General features: G+C 64.8%; 13 protein-coding genes and 4 pseudogenes. 7 read left to right on the top strand and 10 right to left on the bottom strand.

Translation table 11 applies throughout. From position 1 onward, the window contains the following. Positions 1-229 precede the first annotated feature (229 nt). The 6 genes from PMI20_RS14555 (at position 230) to PMI20_RS14530 (ending at position 7,381) form a co-directional block, all read left to right on the top strand. The gene (locus tag PMI20_RS14555) at positions 230-1,561 is read left to right on the top strand and encodes an aspartate aminotransferase family protein (RefSeq protein WP_007930811.1); all 1,332 of its coding nucleotides are present in this window, start codon (positions 230-232) and stop codon (positions 1,559-1,561) included. Between the two features lie 424 nt (positions 1,562-1,985). Next, a complete protein-coding gene (locus tag PMI20_RS14550) occupies positions 1,986-2,663 on the top strand; it encodes a helix-turn-helix transcriptional regulator (protein ID WP_007924787.1) in 678 nt (225 codons plus the stop codon). Positions 2,664-2,753: 90 nt separating this feature from the next. Next, entirely contained in the window at positions 2,754-3,569 is an 816-nt protein-coding gene (locus PMI20_RS14545; RefSeq protein ID WP_007924788.1) for a molybdenum cofactor biosynthesis F family protein, read from the top strand. Between the two features lie 222 nt (positions 3,570-3,791). Then, complete coding sequence (locus PMI20_RS14540) at positions 3,792-5,174, top strand: aspartate aminotransferase family protein (RefSeq protein WP_007924790.1); 1,383 nt, start codon at positions 3,792-3,794, stop codon at positions 5,172-5,174. Then, on the top strand, positions 5,171-5,935 hold the full coding sequence (locus PMI20_RS14535) for an SDR family oxidoreductase (protein ID WP_007924792.1): 765 nt from the start codon (positions 5,171-5,173) through the stop codon (positions 5,933-5,935). Before PMI20_RS14540 ends, PMI20_RS14535 begins: the two co-directional genes overlap by 4 nt. Before the next feature lie 243 nt (positions 5,936-6,178). After that, positions 6,179-7,381: an MFS transporter gene (locus tag PMI20_RS14530; protein WP_007924794.1), complete on the top strand. Its 1,203-nt coding sequence runs from the start codon at positions 6,179-6,181 to the stop codon at positions 7,379-7,381. 51 nt (positions 7,382-7,432) lie between these two features. On the opposite strand, the pseudogene PMI20_RS14525 reads toward PMI20_RS14530, so the two are convergent. Beyond that, positions 7,433-7,585: pseudogene (locus tag PMI20_RS14525) on the bottom strand (spermidine/putrescine ABC transporter substrate-binding protein PotF); the annotation flags it as partial. Positions 7,586-7,751: 166 nt separating this feature from the next. Between PMI20_RS14525 and PMI20_RS14520 the strand changes: the two are divergent. Further along, positions 7,752-7,961 (top strand): annotated as a pseudogene (locus PMI20_RS14520) (hypothetical protein); the annotation flags it as partial. Here the strand turns inward: PMI20_RS14520 and PMI20_RS14515 are convergent. From PMI20_RS14515 to PMI20_RS14480, 9 genes and pseudogenes are all read right to left on the bottom strand, one after another. Then, on the bottom strand, positions 7,958-8,497 hold the full coding sequence (locus tag PMI20_RS14515; protein WP_007924798.1) for a flavin reductase family protein: 540 nt from the start codon (positions 8,495-8,497) through the stop codon (positions 7,958-7,960). The pseudogene PMI20_RS14520 and the gene PMI20_RS14515 sit on opposite strands and share 4 nt — an antisense overlap. Before the next feature lie 24 nt (positions 8,498-8,521). Continuing rightward, the gene (locus PMI20_RS14510; protein WP_007924799.1) at positions 8,522-9,757 is read right to left on the bottom strand and encodes a cation:proton antiporter; all 1,236 of its coding nucleotides are present in this window, start codon (positions 9,755-9,757) and stop codon (positions 8,522-8,524) included. After that, positions 9,754-9,912 (bottom strand): flavin reductase family protein, encoded by a 159-nt coding sequence (locus tag PMI20_RS14505; protein ID WP_007924800.1) that lies wholly within the window; start codon positions 9,910-9,912, stop codon positions 9,754-9,756. The genes PMI20_RS14510 and PMI20_RS14505 overlap by 4 nt, the downstream gene beginning before the upstream one ends. Then, positions 9,912-11,003: an aminopyrrolnitrin oxygenase PrnD gene (prnD, locus tag PMI20_RS14500; protein ID WP_007924801.1), complete on the bottom strand. Its 1,092-nt coding sequence runs from the start codon at positions 11,001-11,003 to the stop codon at positions 9,912-9,914. Before prnD ends, PMI20_RS14505 begins: the two co-directional genes overlap by 1 nt. Positions 11,004-11,010: 7 nt before the next feature. Beyond that, a complete protein-coding gene (gene prnC, locus PMI20_RS14495) occupies positions 11,011-12,714 on the bottom strand; it encodes a monodechloroaminopyrrolnitrin halogenase PrnC (protein ID WP_007924802.1) in 1,704 nt (567 codons plus the stop codon). A gap of 42 nt (positions 12,715-12,756) precedes the next feature. Continuing rightward, positions 12,757-13,842, bottom strand: coding sequence for a monodechloroaminopyrrolnitrin synthase PrnB (gene prnB, locus PMI20_RS14490; protein ID WP_007924803.1), 1,086 nt, complete (start codon positions 13,840-13,842; stop codon positions 12,757-12,759). Further along, positions 13,842-15,458, bottom strand: coding sequence for a tryptophan 7-halogenase PrnA (gene prnA, locus PMI20_RS14485; RefSeq protein ID WP_007924804.1), 1,617 nt, complete (start codon positions 15,456-15,458; stop codon positions 13,842-13,844). The genes prnB and prnA overlap by 1 nt, the downstream gene beginning before the upstream one ends. Positions 15,459-15,683: 225 nt before the next feature. Next, positions 15,684-15,791, bottom strand: a pseudogene (locus tag PMI20_RS30965) (IS5/IS1182 family transposase); the annotation flags it as partial. Positions 15,792-15,909: 118 nt separating this feature from the next. After that, positions 15,910-15,996 (bottom strand): annotated as a pseudogene (locus PMI20_RS14480) (cupin domain-containing protein); the annotation flags it as partial. Between the last annotated feature and the right edge of the window lie 7 nt (positions 15,997-16,003).

Raw genomic sequence — 16,003 nt, 5'->3', positions numbered from 1 at the left:
AGCGGCTACAAAAACACCGCGTGCCCGGTAGCCGCTGGCGCAGCCTGCGATCGGCGGCGCAGCCGTCGCCAAGCCTGCGAACGCATTTTTACAGGCAGATCGGCAATGCGCGGGACGCCGGGTCGATGGCAGTGGCGGTCAAATGCCTGGCACACAGAGGCAAGCAGGCATCCGGCAAAGGGCGCACTACTATGTCCCACGCTGTCTGTGCGTTTTCAGGAGATCCAACGTGAGCGAACCAAGCCGTTTCTGGCATCCCATGCTGCACCCCAACGAAATGCAACAACGCGAGCCGATCCGCATTGTCCGTGGCGATGGCTGCTACGTGTACGACGACCAGGGCCACCAGCTGGTGGATGGCGTCGCCGGGTTGTGGAACGTCAACGTCGGCCACAACCGCAAGGAAGTGAAGGCGGCGATCACCGCCCAGCTGGACGAACTGGAATACTTCCAGCTGTTCGACGGCGTCAGCCATCCGCGCGCCGAAGAGCTGTCGCGGGTGGTGATGAACCTGCTGGAGCCCGAGGGCATGCGCCGCGTGGCCTTCAGCTCCGGCGGCTCGGATGCCATCGAAACCGCGCTGAAACTGGCTCGCCAGTACTGGAAACTCGAAGGCCAGGCCGACCGCACCAAGTTCATCTCGCTGCGCCAGGGCTACCACGGCACCCACTTCGGCGGCGCTTCGGTCAACGGCAACACGGTATTCCGGCGCAACTACGAGCCCCTGCTGCCGGGTTGCTTCCACGTCGACACCCCGTGGCTGTACCGCAACCCCTACAGCCAGGACCCGGAAGAACTCGGCAAGATCTGCGCCGACCTGCTCGAGCGGGAAATCCAGTTCCAGAGCCCCGACACCGTCGCGGCCTTTATCGCCGAGCCGATCCAGGGCGCCGGCGGCGTGATAGTGCCCCCGGCCAACTACTGGCCGCTGATCCGCGAGGTCTGCGACAAGTACGGCGTACTGCTGATCGCCGACGAAGTGGTGACCGGCTTCGGTCGCAGCGGCTCGATGTTCGGCAGCCGCCTGTGGGGCGTGAAGCCCGACATCATATGCCTGGCCAAGGGCATCACCTCCGGCTACATCCCGCTGGGCGCCACGGTGGTCAACGAACGGATCGAGTCGGCGTTCAGCAAAAACGCCAACTTCACCGGCGCAATCATGCACGGCTACACCTACTCCGGGCACCCGGTGGCCTGCGCGGCGGCCCTGGCCAGCCTCGACATCGTGGTCAAGGAAGACCTGCCGGCCAACGCCGCGAAGATGGGCGACTACATGCTGAACAAGTTGCTGCCGTTCGCCGAGCGCTTCGACAGTGTCGGTGAAGTGCGTGGCAAGGGCCTGATGATCGCCCTCGACCTGGTGGCTAACAAAACCACCCGCGAGCCGATCGACCCCATGGGCGGCTATGCCAACCAGGTGGCGCAGATCGCCCGCGACAACGGGGTGATGGTGCGTCCGGTGGGGACCAAGATCATCCTGTCGCCGCCGCTGGTGATCCAGCCGCCGCAGATCGACGCCATCGTCTCCGCCCTGGAGCTGGGTTTCACCCAGGCCCGTTGAGCCTGACGCCGCAGCCTTGAAACCCGGACCGCGCTGGAGCCGATATCAGCGCGGTCTGCATGATCGCGGGAAGCCCCTGCGGGGCTTTTCGCAGCCTGCGGCAACGGCTACAAGGAACGCGGTGCCCGTGTAGCCGCTGCCGAGCCCGCGAGGCTGCGATCGGCAACGCAGTTGCCGCAAAACCTGGGCTCGCGATCTGTCTGAAATACCGTGGCATCAGGTTTGGCGCCCGCTACGCGGTCGTTCGCAGCCTGCGGCAGCGGCTACAAGGAACGCGGTGTCTACGTAGCCGCTGCCGAGCCCGCGAGGCTGCGATCGGCAACGCAGTTGCTGCAAAACCTGGGCTCGCGATCTGTCTGAAATACCGTGGCATCAGAGGGTTACGGCCCTCTTTATCGGCCGTTCATGAAGAGGGAGTCGTCCCATGCATACGCCAACCGCCCAGCCGGATGCCCAACAGCTTGGCCAACGCTGCATCAGCGCCTTTACCCGGGTGGTGCCGGCGACCCTGTGCGCCTTCTACCGCATCGACGCGCAACTGCAGGCCGAGCATTTTTCGCTGTACCACATGAGCCCGCAGATGCATGAGGCCTACCTGCAACGCTACCGGCACTACGACCCGCTGCGGCCGCGCAACTGCGTGGCGGCGGGCCGCCCGGTGCTGTCGCTGCACATGGGCATGGCCCAGCAGGGGCGGCACGAAACCGAGGTCTACCAGGGTTTCCTGCAACGCCATGGGGTGCTGGATGTGGTGGAAATCCTCGCGCGCAATGCCGACGGCAGCCCGATCGCCGGCCTGTCCCTGCTGCGCGATGCCAGCCTGGGCCCGTTCCGGCCAGACGAGCTGAGCACCCTGCAGGCACTGCAAGGCCTGTTGGAAATCGCCGCCCAGGCGCCCTATTCGCGCCACGACGAACGCCTGCAGGCCCTTACGCCCCGGGAGCGGCAGATCGCCTTACTGCTGCGCGACGGCGCCTGCAACAAGACCATCGCCCAACAGCTAGCGCTGGGCCTGCCGACGGTCAAGACCCACCTGATCAACCTGTTCCGCAAGGTCGGGGTGAACAACCGCACCGAGCTGGTGAGCGCGCTGTTCCTGTAAAAACCGCCGTGCCTCAACCATTCGGTTGATGGGCAACAACGGCTTGCGCGATGAACATGAGGTTCTCCTTCATCGACAAGGTCCGCCCTCATGAACCTGCAACCCGAATGGATTACCGTTGGCGCCCTGGCCGAAGGCTTTGCCGCCGATAACCATATCCTGCCCAGCCTGGATGACCTCAACGGCCGCAGCCTGACCCTGCATTTCGCCAATGGCTGGCGCATCGAACACCTTTTCGGCTCACGCTCGCTGCATTGGCAGGACACTGAGAACCAAGCCAGCGGCGAGACGACTTATCGAGCCACTTCAATACGTTCCGGTATTTACCTGGTGGACTTTCTCAAGTCGGAGAACCACCAGATCCACTCGGTAAGCCTGATCCTCGACCTGGGCCGGAACATCTTCACCGCGGTGATCGGGCAGATGCCGAGCCAGGCCGAGACCCGGGTCGATCTGTTCAGCCGCGCCCTGTCCGGCCGCGAGCTGACCAGCGTCCAGGCCCAGTTCATCCACGGCAGCATCGACACGCCACTGACCGCCAGCAGCCCGCAACACGCGCTGACCGAAGAGCTGGTCGGCCTGCGCAACCAGTACGTCTACAGCGCCACCGAGGCCTACGAGCACGTCTACCTGAACCGCAACTTCTACAGCTGGCAGTGCCTCAAGGGCGTCGAGCAGGGCCTGGCGGACACCGACCGCTGCCATTACTACAAGCTCGCCGAACAGTTGTACCTGTTCGTCTGGCGCGAAAAGATCGTGCCGACCCTGGGCCTGGTGCTGATCGACCTGCAAGCGGGCAGGACCGATGGCAAGATCTTCGGCTACCAGGGCAGCGACTTCGCCGCACCCAGCAACTTCCCGGTGGGCGCCCTCGCCCATGTGCTGAACCGCACCGCTTACATCTGATACTACCTGTCGCGATCCGCAAAACGCGCTCGGCCTGACACACCGCAAGCGCAGGTTTCGCGGCAACTGCGTTGCCGATCGCAGCCTCGCGTTGCTCGGCAGCGGCTACCCAGACACTTGCTCCTGTAGCCGCTGCCTTTACCGCCCTTCGGGCCGATCGCAGCCTTCGCCAGCGGCTACAAAAGCCTGTCAGCGACAACCCTCTATCCCAGGACTTCGACCATGACCCTCGGCCTCAACCTCGACCGCGTCGCCAGCCGTTACCAATCAGAGCTGCAACTGTTCGCCGAACGCCACCCGCGTTCCGCCGGCTTCTACCGGGAAAACCTCAAGCACTGGCTGTACGGCGCGCCGCTGCACTGGATGCAGCAATGGCCGGGGCTGTACCCGATCCTGGTGGCCGACGCCCAGGGCGCGACGCTGACCGACTGCGACGGCAACCGCTACGTCGACTTCGCCCTGGGCGACACCGGCGCCATGTTCGGCCATGGCCAGCCCGCCGTGGCCGAGGCCATCGCCCATCAGGCCCGGCACGGCTCGACCCTGATGCTGCCGACCGCCGACAGCCTGTGGGTCGGCCAGGAACTGGTGCGGCGCTTCGGCCTGCCGTTCTGGCAAGTCACCACCTCGGCCACCGACGCCAACCGCTTTGTGCTGCGCCTGTGCCGGATGATCACCGGGCGGGAGAAAGTGCTGGTGTTCAACTGCAACTACCACGGCAGCGTCGACGAGTCCCAGGTCGAATTCGACGCCAGCGGGCAGATGATTCCCCGCGAAGGCGTGCACGCCAATGGCCTGCGCCACGACGCCACCACCCGGCTGGTGGAGTTCAACGACCTGCCGGCGCTGGAAGCGGCACTGGCCCACGGCGACGTGGCCGCGGTGCTGACCGAGCCCTTCATGACCAACGTCGGCATGGTCCCGCCCGCCCCCGGCTTCCACGACGGCTTGCGCGAGCTGACCCGGCGTTTCGATGTGCCGCTGATCATCGACGAAACCCACACCATCTCCTGCGGCCCCGCCGGCTACAGCGGCGAACATGGCCTGCAACCGGACTTCTTCGTGCTCGGCAAGTGCATCGCCGGCGGCATCCCCACCGCGGTGTGGGGCGCCAGCCAGGCCATGGCCGAGCGCATCTGGCAGGTGCTGCCGCATTTCCAGCCCGGCCAGGCGATCAACCACTTCGGCTTCGGCGGCACCCTGGCCGGCAACGCCCTGCAGATGGCCGCCATGCGCGCCACCTTCAGCGAGGTCATGAGCGCGGCCAACTACGCGCACATGATCGCCCTGGCCGAACGCCTGCGGACCGGGGTCCAGGCGCTGATCGCCAAGCATCGCCTGCCCTGGCACGTGACGCGGATCGGCGCCCGGGTCGAATACCTGTTCATGGACCACGCGCCGCGCAACGGCGGCGAAGCCCACCATGCCCGTCATGGCCTGATCGAGGCCTACCTGCATCTCTACCTGCTCAACCGCGGGGTGTTGCTGACCCCGTTCCACAACATGGCGCTGATCTGCCCGGCGGCCACCAGCGACGACGTCGACCTGCACAACCGCCTGCTGGACGAATGCCTGGGCACCGTCACTCAAGGAGAACATCCATGATCCTCGACCTCAGCGGCCGTATCGCCCTGGTCACCGGCTCCGGCCAGGGCATTGGCCGCGCCATCGCGCAAGTCTTTGCCGCCCAGGGCGCCAAGGTGCTGCTCGCCACCCGCAGCGAAGCCTCGGGCGCCGAAACCCTGCGCCTGATCCGTGAAGCCGGCGGCAGCGCCGAGCTGCTGGTCGTGGACCTGAGCACCCGGGCCGCGGCCAACCAGGCGGTGGCCGCCACGCTCAGGGTCTTTGGCGGACTGGACCTGCTGATCCACAACGCCGCGGTGTTCCCGATGGAAAACCTGCGCGACCTGAGGGATGAAATCCTCGAGTCGACCCTGGCGGTGAACCTCAAGAGCTGTTTCTGGCTGACCCAGGCGGCGCTGCCGGCGTTGTGCCGGGCCGAGCATCCGCGCATCGTCATCACCTCCTCGGTGACCGGGCCGCGCACGGCGATTCCCGGGCTGTCCCACTACGCCGCGTCCAAGGCCGGGGTCAACGGTTTCATCCGCGCGGCGGCCCTGGAACTGGCCGAACACCGGGTCACCGTCAATGGCGTCGAACCCGGGCTGATCGCCACCCAGGCCATGGCCAACCTCGGCGACTCCCCGGCCCTGGCCGCCAGCATCCCGCTCAAGCGCCTGGGCAGCCCGCAGGACATCGCCCACGCCATGCTGTTCCTCGCGTCCGAGCAGGCCGGCTATATCACCGGGCAGACCCTGATCGTCGATGGCGGCGCCCTGCTGCCGGAGAATACGCAGCTCATCTGACGGCAGACGCCCTCCCTCACCCACGGCGCCCCACCGGGCGCCGGCACGCCAACCCCGACAGCACCGTTCGCCTGGCTCCTTCGTCCAGCGAGATCAACGGCTCAATGGTGCGATGGGTAGAACGCTGCATCCCGTTTTTACCGATTGACTTGAAGTTAACTTTAACTTTTAGAGTCGGCTCCGACCCATTGGCGCGCCTCACCCCGGCGATCCTCGCCCGCCCGCCTGCTTTCGGAGAAGCCCATGACCTCAACCAAGCCCGACACCCTCAGCTACGCCGTCGCCGATACCGGGTATTGGCCCGCCGTGTTCAACGTGCTGTTTGCCGGCATTGCCGCGGCGCTGCATATCGGCAAGGCCACCATCGCCCTGCCGCAGCTGCAGCAGGAATTCGGCCGGTCCCTGGAATCCCTGAGCTGGGTCATGTCGGCCTTCCCCTTGGTCGGGGTGTTCGGTGGCATCGCCGCCGGCATCCTCGTGCAGCGCTGGGGCGACCGCTATCTGCTGGCCCTCGGCCTGCTGATCATGTGCGCCGCCAGCGCGCTGGGCTCCAGCCTGCACGACTTCCATGGGCTGCTGGCCACGCGTTTTGTCGAAGGACTGGGCTTCGTCATCGTGGTGGTCGCGGCGCCGGCGGTGCTCAATCGCCTGGTCCCGGCGCACAAACGCCACCTGGTGTTCGGCATCTGGAGCACCTTCATGGCGTTCGGTATCGGCACCTCGATGCTTATCGGGCCGCTGCTGGGCGGCTGGCAACAGAGCTGGATCGCCGGCGCGGCCTTGACCCTGCTGGCGGCGCTGCTGTTGCCGTTGACCACGCCCAGGGACCCGCTGGCGCTGCGCCGCCAGGCGCAATCCGCTTTGCGCCACTCGCTGAGCAGCGTGCTGCGCGCCCGCCAGCCGCTGCTGATGGCGCTGATTTTCACCGCCTACAACCTGCAGTTCTTCGCGGTGATGGCCTTCCTGCCGGTGTTCCTGATGCAGCGGGTCGGGCTGTCGATCGCCAGCGCCGGGGTGGTCAGCGCCGCGGTGGTGGCGGTCAATATCGTCGGCAACCTCAGCGCCGGCCTGCTGCTGTCACGGGGCGTCCGCCCACAAGCCCTGCTCGCCGGCACCAGTATCGTCATGGGGCTTTTCGGGATGGGGATCTTTCTTTCGGTCACGCCGACCGGCCTGGTAATCCCTTTGTGTTTCTTCTTTTGCGCGGTGGCCGGCATGCTGCCCGCCACCCTTCTCGCCAGCACCTCGCTGACCTCTCCGGAGCCCGCGCTGATCCCGCTGTGCCTGGGCCTGGTGATGCAAGGCAACTATCTGGGCCAGGTGCTCGCGCCCATCGCCCTGAGCGCCGCCGTCGCCTATGCCGGCTGGTCCGCCCCCGCGGCGCTGGTGCTAGCCGCCGCAGTGCTAGGGGTGATGCTGGCGATGCGCCTGAAGATAAAGCAATAAAAACGCCGCTCCCCGACGGCGGTCGCCAGATCGGGGAGCGGTGGCGTTGCTTCAACTGCCGGTGCGGATCTTGTTCCACACCCGGGTGCAAATCCGGTCGATATTCAGCGGCATGGCTTCCAGGGCGAACAGCTTGCCCATCATGTCCGGGCTCGGGTAGACCTTGGTGTCGTTCTTGATGGCCGGGCCGATCAGGCTGTCGGCCTAAGTGGAGAACAGGCTTCGATGTGGCTATAGCCTTGATCAAGCACGAGGCCTGCGGCCTCGCGTTTGAATTCAGCGAAAAATGAACGACGTTGCTTGGTCATCAGACACCTCTATCTGGCGAGCATTCTCGCCTAAATGGGTGTCCTGTTTCATTAGACCACTACAGTTAAAACAGCACGGCTACCCGGTACAGGACGAGGATCTGGCTAGGTTGTCGTCGCTGATCTTCGAGCCCATCAATATGTTGGGGCAGTACTTCTTTGCGGTACCGGAAGAAGTCGCCCGAGGTGAACTGCGGCCACTACGCAATCCAGACGAAGATCAGTGCCCCCTCCCGCCAAAAGATCACACAAACCGGGCTATTCGAGCTTAAGAGCACTTTCTGTTCCAGCTCCCCAGCCCCCGGTATTGGCCTGCATGGAAGACCAGCGGTTCTGCGTCGCTGTATCGGTATTGTTCGATCTCGCCAATGAAGATCAGGTGGTCACCGCCCTCGTACTGGGTGACGTTGCGGCATACCAGCACTGCCACCACATCGTCCAGCACCGGGGCTCCCGCCTTGCCATAGGAATGAGCTACACCGGCGAACTTGTCAGCTGCTGCCCGTGCGAACTGCTCCGACAAGTGGTGCTGGTGCGCGCCCAGCACGTTGATGGCGAAGTGGCTCGCCGAGCAAAAAACCTTCAGGCTCGGTGCCGTGCGTGCCAGGCTCCAGAGCACCAGCGCCGGCGACAGCGACAGTGAGGAGAACGAGTTGGCGGTCACACCGACGTTGCGGCCGTCAGCGGTGCGCGTGGTGATCACGGTCACACCGGTAGCGAACTGCCCCAGCAAGTTGCGCAGTTCGCGGACACCGCGGCCCTCGGCATCGAGCAAATCGTGAGCCTTGGTTTCGGTGGCGGCATTCATGGTGATCTCTCCCCTCAAGCTGGCTCAGGCAGCCTGTTGGCTCATTGCGCGCGATTGCACGCGCAGCGTGAATCGAATCAACGGTGCGGTCAGCGCCGTGGTCACCAGCGCGAACACCACGAGGATCGTGTAGACCCTTGGCGGAAGGATCTGCATCTGCAGACCGATTGACAGGACGATCAGCTCCATCAAGCCGCGCGTATTCATCAACGAGCTCACCAGCATCGCATCGTGTGGCGCAAGCCCGGTGGCACGCGCGCCCAGATAGCTGCCGCCGAACTTGCCGATGAATCCGCCCGCGAGGAATACACCGAACCATATCCATGATGCTGCGTCGTCGATCGTGCCGATCGACGCATGCAGCCCCGCATACGCGAAAAACACCGGCATCAGCACAAGCTTGACGAAACCTTCGACGTTGTCGCGCCACTCCTTCGCGACGCCGGGCACGCGCCGCACGAACAGCGCCGCCGCAAGTGCGCCAAATGCGCTATGGAATCCGATCAGCGATGTCGCGAGTGCCGACGCTATTACGAAGCAGAACAACACGGCCAAACGGTCGCGCGCCGCATGCGCAGTCGATGCGAGCCGCGCAAGCGCCGGTCGAACCACGAAGCGCACCAGGAGCGCGCACAGCACCAGATACGCGAGCAGGCTGAGGAGCATGCGCGCAAATGCCCAGCCAGGCCCGCTCGATAGCGAGGCAATCGTTGCAAGCAGCATCCATCCGAGCGCATCCGTCAGCATCGCGGCAGACATTGCGTGCCGTGCGCCCATCATGGCGCCGAGCTCCAGGTCGTCGATGATGCGCGCCATCACCGGCACCGCTGAGACCGCAAGTGCGACACCGCAGAAGAGTACATAGGGCAGCGCCGGTGCGTCGCTGGCGAGCGTGTCTTTCGAGACGATGGCGACGATCATGCCGATCGCGGCCGGTGCGACGAGCCCGCCCGCTGCGATCGCGACGGGCATGCGCCAGCGCTTGCCGCGCAGCGTCTCGCCCAATTCCATATGCAGACCGACCTGAAACATCAGCAGTATCAGGCCGACTTCGCTGACTTGCGCCATCGCTGACAGCGCACTTGGGCCGAACAACAGGTCGTAGAAACTCGGTGCGATCACGCCGAACAGCGAAGGCCCCAACAGCAGACCGGCCGCGATCTCGCCGACGACCGCGCACTGGCCGAGCCGTTCGGCAATGCGGCCGCAGACGTTGCAGAGCGCGATCACCAGCACGAGTTGCAACAGCCAGATAGTCATGAATGCCTCGGCAAGAGCGACACCGACACGCAGCGGGTGGCCGCGAACCCAAGCGGGCCCGCCGCGCCGTACGCCGTGATGACCGTGACGCCGCTCGCCAGCTTCGCGAGCGCCTGGCGCAGCGATACGGCCGAAACCGGCTCGGCTTCACGCATCACCGCTCACTCGCGACGCGGTCGACCCAGCCCCGGTAGAACGCACGGTACTTGAGCACGAGCTTGTCGTACTTGCTGTATGCGCCGCCGCCGTCCGGCTTCATCCCGTTCCAGATTTTGACGTCGTACCCCGCCGCCTGCCTGGTCTGCAGCCCGAACAGCACGAAGTCGGTCGCGCGGCGCAGGATGCCGCCCACCTTCTTGATCGAGATGAGCATGTGCATGACGTTCTTGCCATCGCTTACCGGCGTCACACACTGGAGCAGCTTGTATTTGACGTCTCCGTCCAGGGCGACGGTCATGACGCACCCGCCGGGGTAGCCATCGAAATGCAGGTTCATCTGCGACATGTTCAGGCCGAGCGCGCGCGACAGCATGCCGAGGGGGCCGAAGTACCGGTCCACGGTGAAGTCGATCCCGGCACCGAACCACGCGCCCGCCCGGGCCAGCGACTCAACCTCCGGCCACTGGCGCCAATCGTCGAAGAGCTTGAGCTCGAAGGCCGAGACCGGGAGCGCGTGCACGGGGGTCGCGTGCTGCGCGTCGTAGAAGTTCTCGACGATCCGCAAGACCGCCGTCGTCGTCTCGAACGCGAAGTGCAGGTGCATAAAGTCGCCGTTGTCGACGTCGGCCGCGGCGATTTCAGGCAGCGGGTGCAGCGGCTGCGGGGAGCCGTACCAGACCCACACGTAGCCGTATCGCTCGACGGTGACCAACGTCGGCTGGCGCGCCCCGCGCGGCACGGGCTCCAGCCGGGGCACCGCCTGGCTGTGGCCGGGGATGTGAATGCACTGGCCCTGCTCGTCGTACCGCCAGTGGTGAAACGGGCACTGGAGGCACCCGTCCTTGACCCGCCCGTCAGCCAGGTTCGCGCCCAGGTGCGAGCAGTGGCGGTCCATCACCACCGCCCGCCCCGTCGCTCCGCGCCACGCCACGCACGGACGGCCGAAGAGCGTCAACTCCGTCGGCTTGTCCTTGAGGTCGTCCGAGCGCATCGCGACGTACCAGCTCGCGGCCAGGCGCGTGGTCGCGTCGTACACGCCCGGGGGACGCTTCTTGACGCTCGCTTGATCCAATTGAATGTCGTTCATCGGCCGACTACTTCTTCAGCGCCAGGCCGATGCGGGTCGTGATGTACGCCTTGAGCAGCGCGAACATCGGGTTGTAGTCGAAGTACTTTTTCACCTCTGCCGGCGCTCTGGTTTGCGTCCAGTACATCAGCTTCATCGCCGGCAGCAGGCTGTACTTCGAGTTGTTGAGCTGCGGCTTGTCCCCGGTGATGCAGTACCCGAAGCCGAACATCGGCTTGGCGAAGTCTCGCTCGTCGATGAGGGCGTGAATCCGCGCCGCGGCCTCCTCCGCCGGCTTGAGCCCGGCGCTCACGGCTTCGACCTCGGCTTTGGCGTCGTTGAACAACTGGTAGTACTCCTCCATGTCCGCGCACAGGTACCCGAGATACGGGGGGTCGTTGTCGAGGTGATCGAGGTCGCCCTCGTCGCGCGACGCGCGGAACCTCGCGTGGGCTTGCACGAGCCGGAACTGCCCGAGGATTGTGCCGACCGCCCACAGCCTGTGGAACGCGTCCCATAGGCGGAAGTCCGAGAACGCCGTGTAGCAGCAGCTGACGAAGTCGTCGTTGTGGTCCAGAAGCTTTTGCTGCAGGCGCTCGATGTACTCGAAGCGCTCGGGGGAGAAGTCGTCGTCGCGCAGCGCCTTGATGAGGCGCGTCGCGAGCGCGTGGATGGTCACCGCGGTGTTCTCCAGCCCCCGGGAGAAAAGCGGGTCGATGAACCCGTTCGCGTGCAGCATCAGGCAGTAGCGGTCGCCGACGCAGGCGTTCGACGAGAACTGCAGGCGGTCGGTCTTGACCCAGTCGCGCACCGGCACGGCGTCCCGGAACTGCGCCGCGATGCTCGGGAACCGCGCGAGGAACTCGTCGAATTCCTGCTGCGCGCAGATGTCCGTTTTCGGGTAGACCCGCGGGTCGAGCTGCAGGCCGACGCTCACCAGGTTGTTGGTCGACCGCGGGTGGTTGTTGAACGGAATCACCCAGAGCCAGCCGCCCGTGAACATGTGGTGCAAGGTCCCTTCGTGCCAGCGCCAGCGCTGCCCCTTGACCTTGAAGATGTCGTCGAACGGCTTGACCCCGAGCATGTGCGTGTAGAGGCTGCGCGAGTGCGTCTTGAAGCGACACGGTTCTTCGCGGAGCCCGAACTTGGTCGCGAGCGGCGCGCGGGGTCCTCCGCAGTCGATCATGTACCGGCCGGTGAACCGTTCGCCCTGGGCAGTGGTCACCGCGACGCCGTCTTTATCGGCGTGGTATTCGGTCACGGTAGTCTTTTGGTGGACCTTGCAGCCGTATTTAATGGCGGCTTGCAACAAGTAGGCGTCGACGTCTTGCCGGTAATAATGGCTCTCCGGCCCCCACGGCAGCTCGGGAATGACGCACTGCGTGAACTCCTTCGGGTCGTGCTCCTGGCCGGGCTTGTGGAACACGAAGCCGAAGTTGCGCTTGATGCCCGTGCTCGACGCGACGTAGCGTTGCGTCGAGTAGAACGACGTGATGTGGTCGAGCTCCGGAATGCCGTAGCGATCGGCGATGATGCGGTTCATGAGAGACGTCTCGGGGATCGACGATTCGCCGATCGTGAACCGCGGGTGCGACGACTCCTCGATGATCAGCACGCGAAACTGTTGTTTGGCCAGGATGGCCCCCATCTGGGTGCCGGACATGCCCGAACCGAGGATGATTACGTCGAAGTGGTTGCTATCGTGTCCGTTCGCGGGGCTCTTCTGAGTCATGGGGGCAAACTCTCCTTGTGAGATAACACTTGGTCGCGCGCATCAGGATTCGTCGAGCGCGGCGCGGATGCGGGACCGCGCGGCATACGTGAGCGTGAGTAGTTCACCGAGCATGCTGGGCGCGTACCCCCCGCTGCCGATTGTGGGGCCGCTTTGCCCGACTTCGTACGCCCGCTCCGCCAATTTGAGGTGAGGCGCCCGGAAGCGCAGCAGGACCTTGAAGACCCGCTCGAGGGCTGTCAGCCCAGCCCGGACGTGCTCGTCCCGCGCACCGACCGCTCGCGCCTCGTCGAGCGCGCGGTCGATGAGCGCCGGCTCTCCGGAGAACCGAGCGTAGACCGCCCTGTACGCGGGAAGCACGTAGGGCAGGTACGTCTCTTTGAATTCTCGATAAGCCTGGTCGTTCGATTGCGAGCCCCACAGCACGTGCTCCAGCACGAAGAGGGGCATTTCTACGGCACCGGGGCCGAGGTAGCTCTGGCCCCCGACTCGAATCGGTTCGTAGAAGGGGCGCAGCTCATCGTAGAAGACCTGCGGCGAGATGAAGCGGTACGCGTAGACGATCGATTCGACCATTTTCTGCAGATAGGCTTCCAGCTCGTCGCACCCTTGCGCGAATGCGGGCGACCGCAGGGATACATCGGACAGCTCGACGGTCACTGCGATGGCCGCCTCGAGGGCCGCCATCGAGATGCGCACGCTCTCGAGCAGGTGCGCTTCGTCGGGCAGCCCGGTGTAGCTGCGCTGCGCGTCGGCCGCCGTGGGGTTCCAGACCGTCACATGCAGGAGCGTCTCGCGCGGCGGCAGGTCGGTCGCGCGCGCCAGGTCGAGCAGCATCGGCTCAAGGCCGGGCACCACGTCCGCGGGCTCGTGTCCGTGCCGCTTGAGCGACCCCAGGAAGAACCCGATGTCCCGCATCGCGGCGGCGGCTTCAACGAAGCCCCAGCCGGAGGGCACGCCGCGCGCCGGGAGGAACTCGCGCAACAAGCCGACGATGCCCGGCACGTCCTTGTTACGGTTCAGGCCCGGCAGCTGGAGAACGAGCGCGCGCGCCTGCAACGGATCACAGGCCGCCACTGCCGCGTGCGTGACTGCGAATGCGCCTACCCGGTCCAAGGTGCGTTCCACTACAGGATTTCCTGCGCCGTGAGCGTCGGCCCGCGCTGGCCGCGAGACCGCCCAGCGTCGCCGTCACGCAGCGACCGCAGGTAGTCGTAGTTCGTCGGCAGGCTCGTGCGCAGACGCTCGGCCTCGCGCCGGATGTTGGCGAACATCGCCTCGGCCTTCTCGATCGACTCCGGCCGGTGCTGCAAGAGCGGCAGCGACCGGTCGGGCAGCATGCCCAGGCCGGCAAAGATGCAGTAGTAGTTGCCGTTCAACCAGAAGTTCTTGAATTCGTAGTCGAAGGTCTCGTAGTACGTGGAATCATCGAACGACGTGGTGGTCAGCGGCAGCCCCGCCTTGTAGCGCTGAACCTTCTCTTTGATGGCGTCCGAGAGCCGCAGGTCGTGCCGGTTCGCGAGCCAGAACGGCGTGTCTTTGCGCGACGTGGTGAAATAGTGCGCTTGGACGAAATCTCGGCAGTCGTCGAACATATAGACGATCTCGGCGTTGAATGCGTCGCTCAACCGCGGGTCAAACGAGGTGTCGGGGAAGTGCTTCACGAGCTGGTAAAGCGCCGCGTAGATGAAGTAGATCCCCGTTGATTCCAGGGGCTCCAGAAAGCACGACGACAGCCCGATCGAGACGCAGTTGTTGACCCACGCCCGCTTGTTGCGCCCGACCCGGAACTTGATCTGGTTGAGCGGCTGATTGTCCGAGAGGCCCCAGAGGTTGAGGAAGTCGGCGGTGGCCTGGTCGCGCGAGGTGAACTTGCTCGAGAAGACGTAGCCGCTGCCGAACCGGCCCAGCATCGGAATCTTCCAGGTCCACCCCGAGTTCATGGCGATCGCGGAGGTGTACGGCTCGACCCCCTCGCGCGCGTCGTCGTTGGGCACGGCGCTGGCGACCGCGCTGTCGCACAACAGGTAGTCGGACATGTCGATGAAAGGCTCCTTCAGGGCCTGATTGATCAGGAGCCCCCGCATGCCGGAGCAGTCGATGAACAGATCCGCCTCCAGCGTCCGTCCCTCCTTGGTGAACAGGCTGGAGATGTAGCCGCGCTCGTTCAGGTGAACGTCCACGACCTCGTCGACCACGCGCTTCACCCCGCGTTCGACGGCCCAGCGCTTCAAGAAGTCAGCCACCAGGTGCGCGTCGAAGTGCCACGCGTGGGACATCTGGCGGGTGCCGTCAGGCAGGCACGGCGCCAGCTTGCCGTCGAGCGCCGCGGCCTGCGGGTAGCACGCGTACTCCATCGGCTGCTGGAAGCCCTGTTCGCGCTTGCGCAGCCAGTAGTGGGTAAGCGGCACGCCGTCGCAGTTCGGCACGTTGCCGAACAAATGGTAGAAATGATCGTCGCGCGAGGAGTCGGGAGACTTCCTCCAGTTCACGAACTTGATCGCGGCCTTGAACGCGCCGTTCACTTGGGGCATCCACTCCCGCTCCGGTATCCCGAGGAAGTCGAAGAACACCTTCTGCAAACTCGGGATGGTCGCCTCGCCCACGCCGATCCGGGGGATCGCTTCAGACTCGATGAGCGTAATGTTCGCCTGCTGTTGGAGCGCCCGGACGAGGTACGAGGCGGCCATCCAGCCCGCAGTGCCGCCGCCCACGATGACGATATTCTTGATCGGCTTGTTCATAACACTCCCTGTTTCAAGGCGGCCTGCCTGTGACGAGGGGAAGGCCGCCAGTCTCCGTGCATCCGTGCAAGAGGCACATCAATGTGCTGTGAGATTTAGACTCTAGCCTGCCGGAAAAGCGACGCAAATTCCGTTTCCGAATTAACAAACTGAAACGCAAAGGCATTCGGTATAACGAAAAGTTTTGCGTACGGTTTTTTGCGCCTAATCAGCCCGCCGCTAAGGATGGTCTGAAGTAGCGCAACATTTGTTTTCCTCGCCGTGCAGCAGTTTGTCGACCTGGGTGATGTCCGCAACATTGGCGGCGATCACCACCACGCTATGCACCAGGCCCATCGATGCGCATCGGTGCGTGCCACCAGCTCGCCCAGGACATCTGTAGTGGAGACGTACAACATATTTCCTGCTTAGGAGTTCAATCTTCTCTATTGCCAAACAAGAAGTGCCCACCAGCGACCGGGCTGCCCAGGGGCACGGCCACCGGAGTCGATTGCTCCAGGGTGACGTGGGCGGTGTTCTTGAATTGAGTGATGCTCATGGCGCTA

It is taken from the genome of Pseudomonas sp. GM17 (assembly GCF_000282175.2).
GTDB lineage: Bacteria > Pseudomonadota > Gammaproteobacteria > Pseudomonadales > Pseudomonadaceae > Aquipseudomonas > Aquipseudomonas chlororaphis.
This window is presented reverse-complemented; position numbering and strand designations above follow the sequence as displayed.

What these genes read in the sequence shown, in the direction of transcription:
- PMI20_RS14550 (WP_007924787.1), top strand. Translation starts at nt 1,986, where the DNA reads ATGCATACGCCAACCGCCCAGCCGGATGCCCAACAGCTTGGCCAACGC.
- PMI20_RS14545 (WP_007924788.1), top strand. Translation starts at nt 2,754, where the DNA reads ATGAACCTGCAACCCGAATGGATTACCGTTGGCGCCCTGGCCGAAGGC.
- PMI20_RS14540 (WP_007924790.1), top strand. Translation starts at nt 3,792, where the DNA reads ATGACCCTCGGCCTCAACCTCGACCGCGTCGCCAGCCGTTACCAATCA.
- PMI20_RS14535 (WP_007924792.1), top strand. Translation starts at nt 5,171, where the DNA reads ATGATCCTCGACCTCAGCGGCCGTATCGCCCTGGTCACCGGCTCCGGC.
- PMI20_RS14530 (WP_007924794.1), top strand. Translation starts at nt 6,179, where the DNA reads ATGACCTCAACCAAGCCCGACACCCTCAGCTACGCCGTCGCCGATACC.
- PMI20_RS14515 (WP_007924798.1), bottom strand. Translation starts at nt 8,497, where the DNA reads ATGAATGCCGCCACCGAAACCAAGGCTCACGATTTGCTCGATGCCGAG.
- PMI20_RS14510 (WP_007924799.1), bottom strand. Translation starts at nt 9,757, where the DNA reads ATGACTATCTGGCTGTTGCAACTCGTGCTGGTGATCGCGCTCTGCAAC.
- PMI20_RS14505 (WP_007924800.1), bottom strand. Translation starts at nt 9,912, where the DNA reads ATGCGTGAAGCCGAGCCGGTTTCGGCCGTATCGCTGCGCCAGGCGCTC.
- prnD (WP_007924801.1), bottom strand. Translation starts at nt 11,003, where the DNA reads ATGAACGACATTCAATTGGATCAAGCGAGCGTCAAGAAGCGTCCCCCG.
- prnC (WP_007924802.1), bottom strand. Translation starts at nt 12,714, where the DNA reads ATGACTCAGAAGAGCCCCGCGAACGGACACGATAGCAACCACTTCGAC.
- prnA (WP_007924804.1), bottom strand. Translation starts at nt 15,458, where the DNA reads ATGAACAAGCCGATCAAGAATATCGTCATCGTGGGCGGCGGCACTGCG.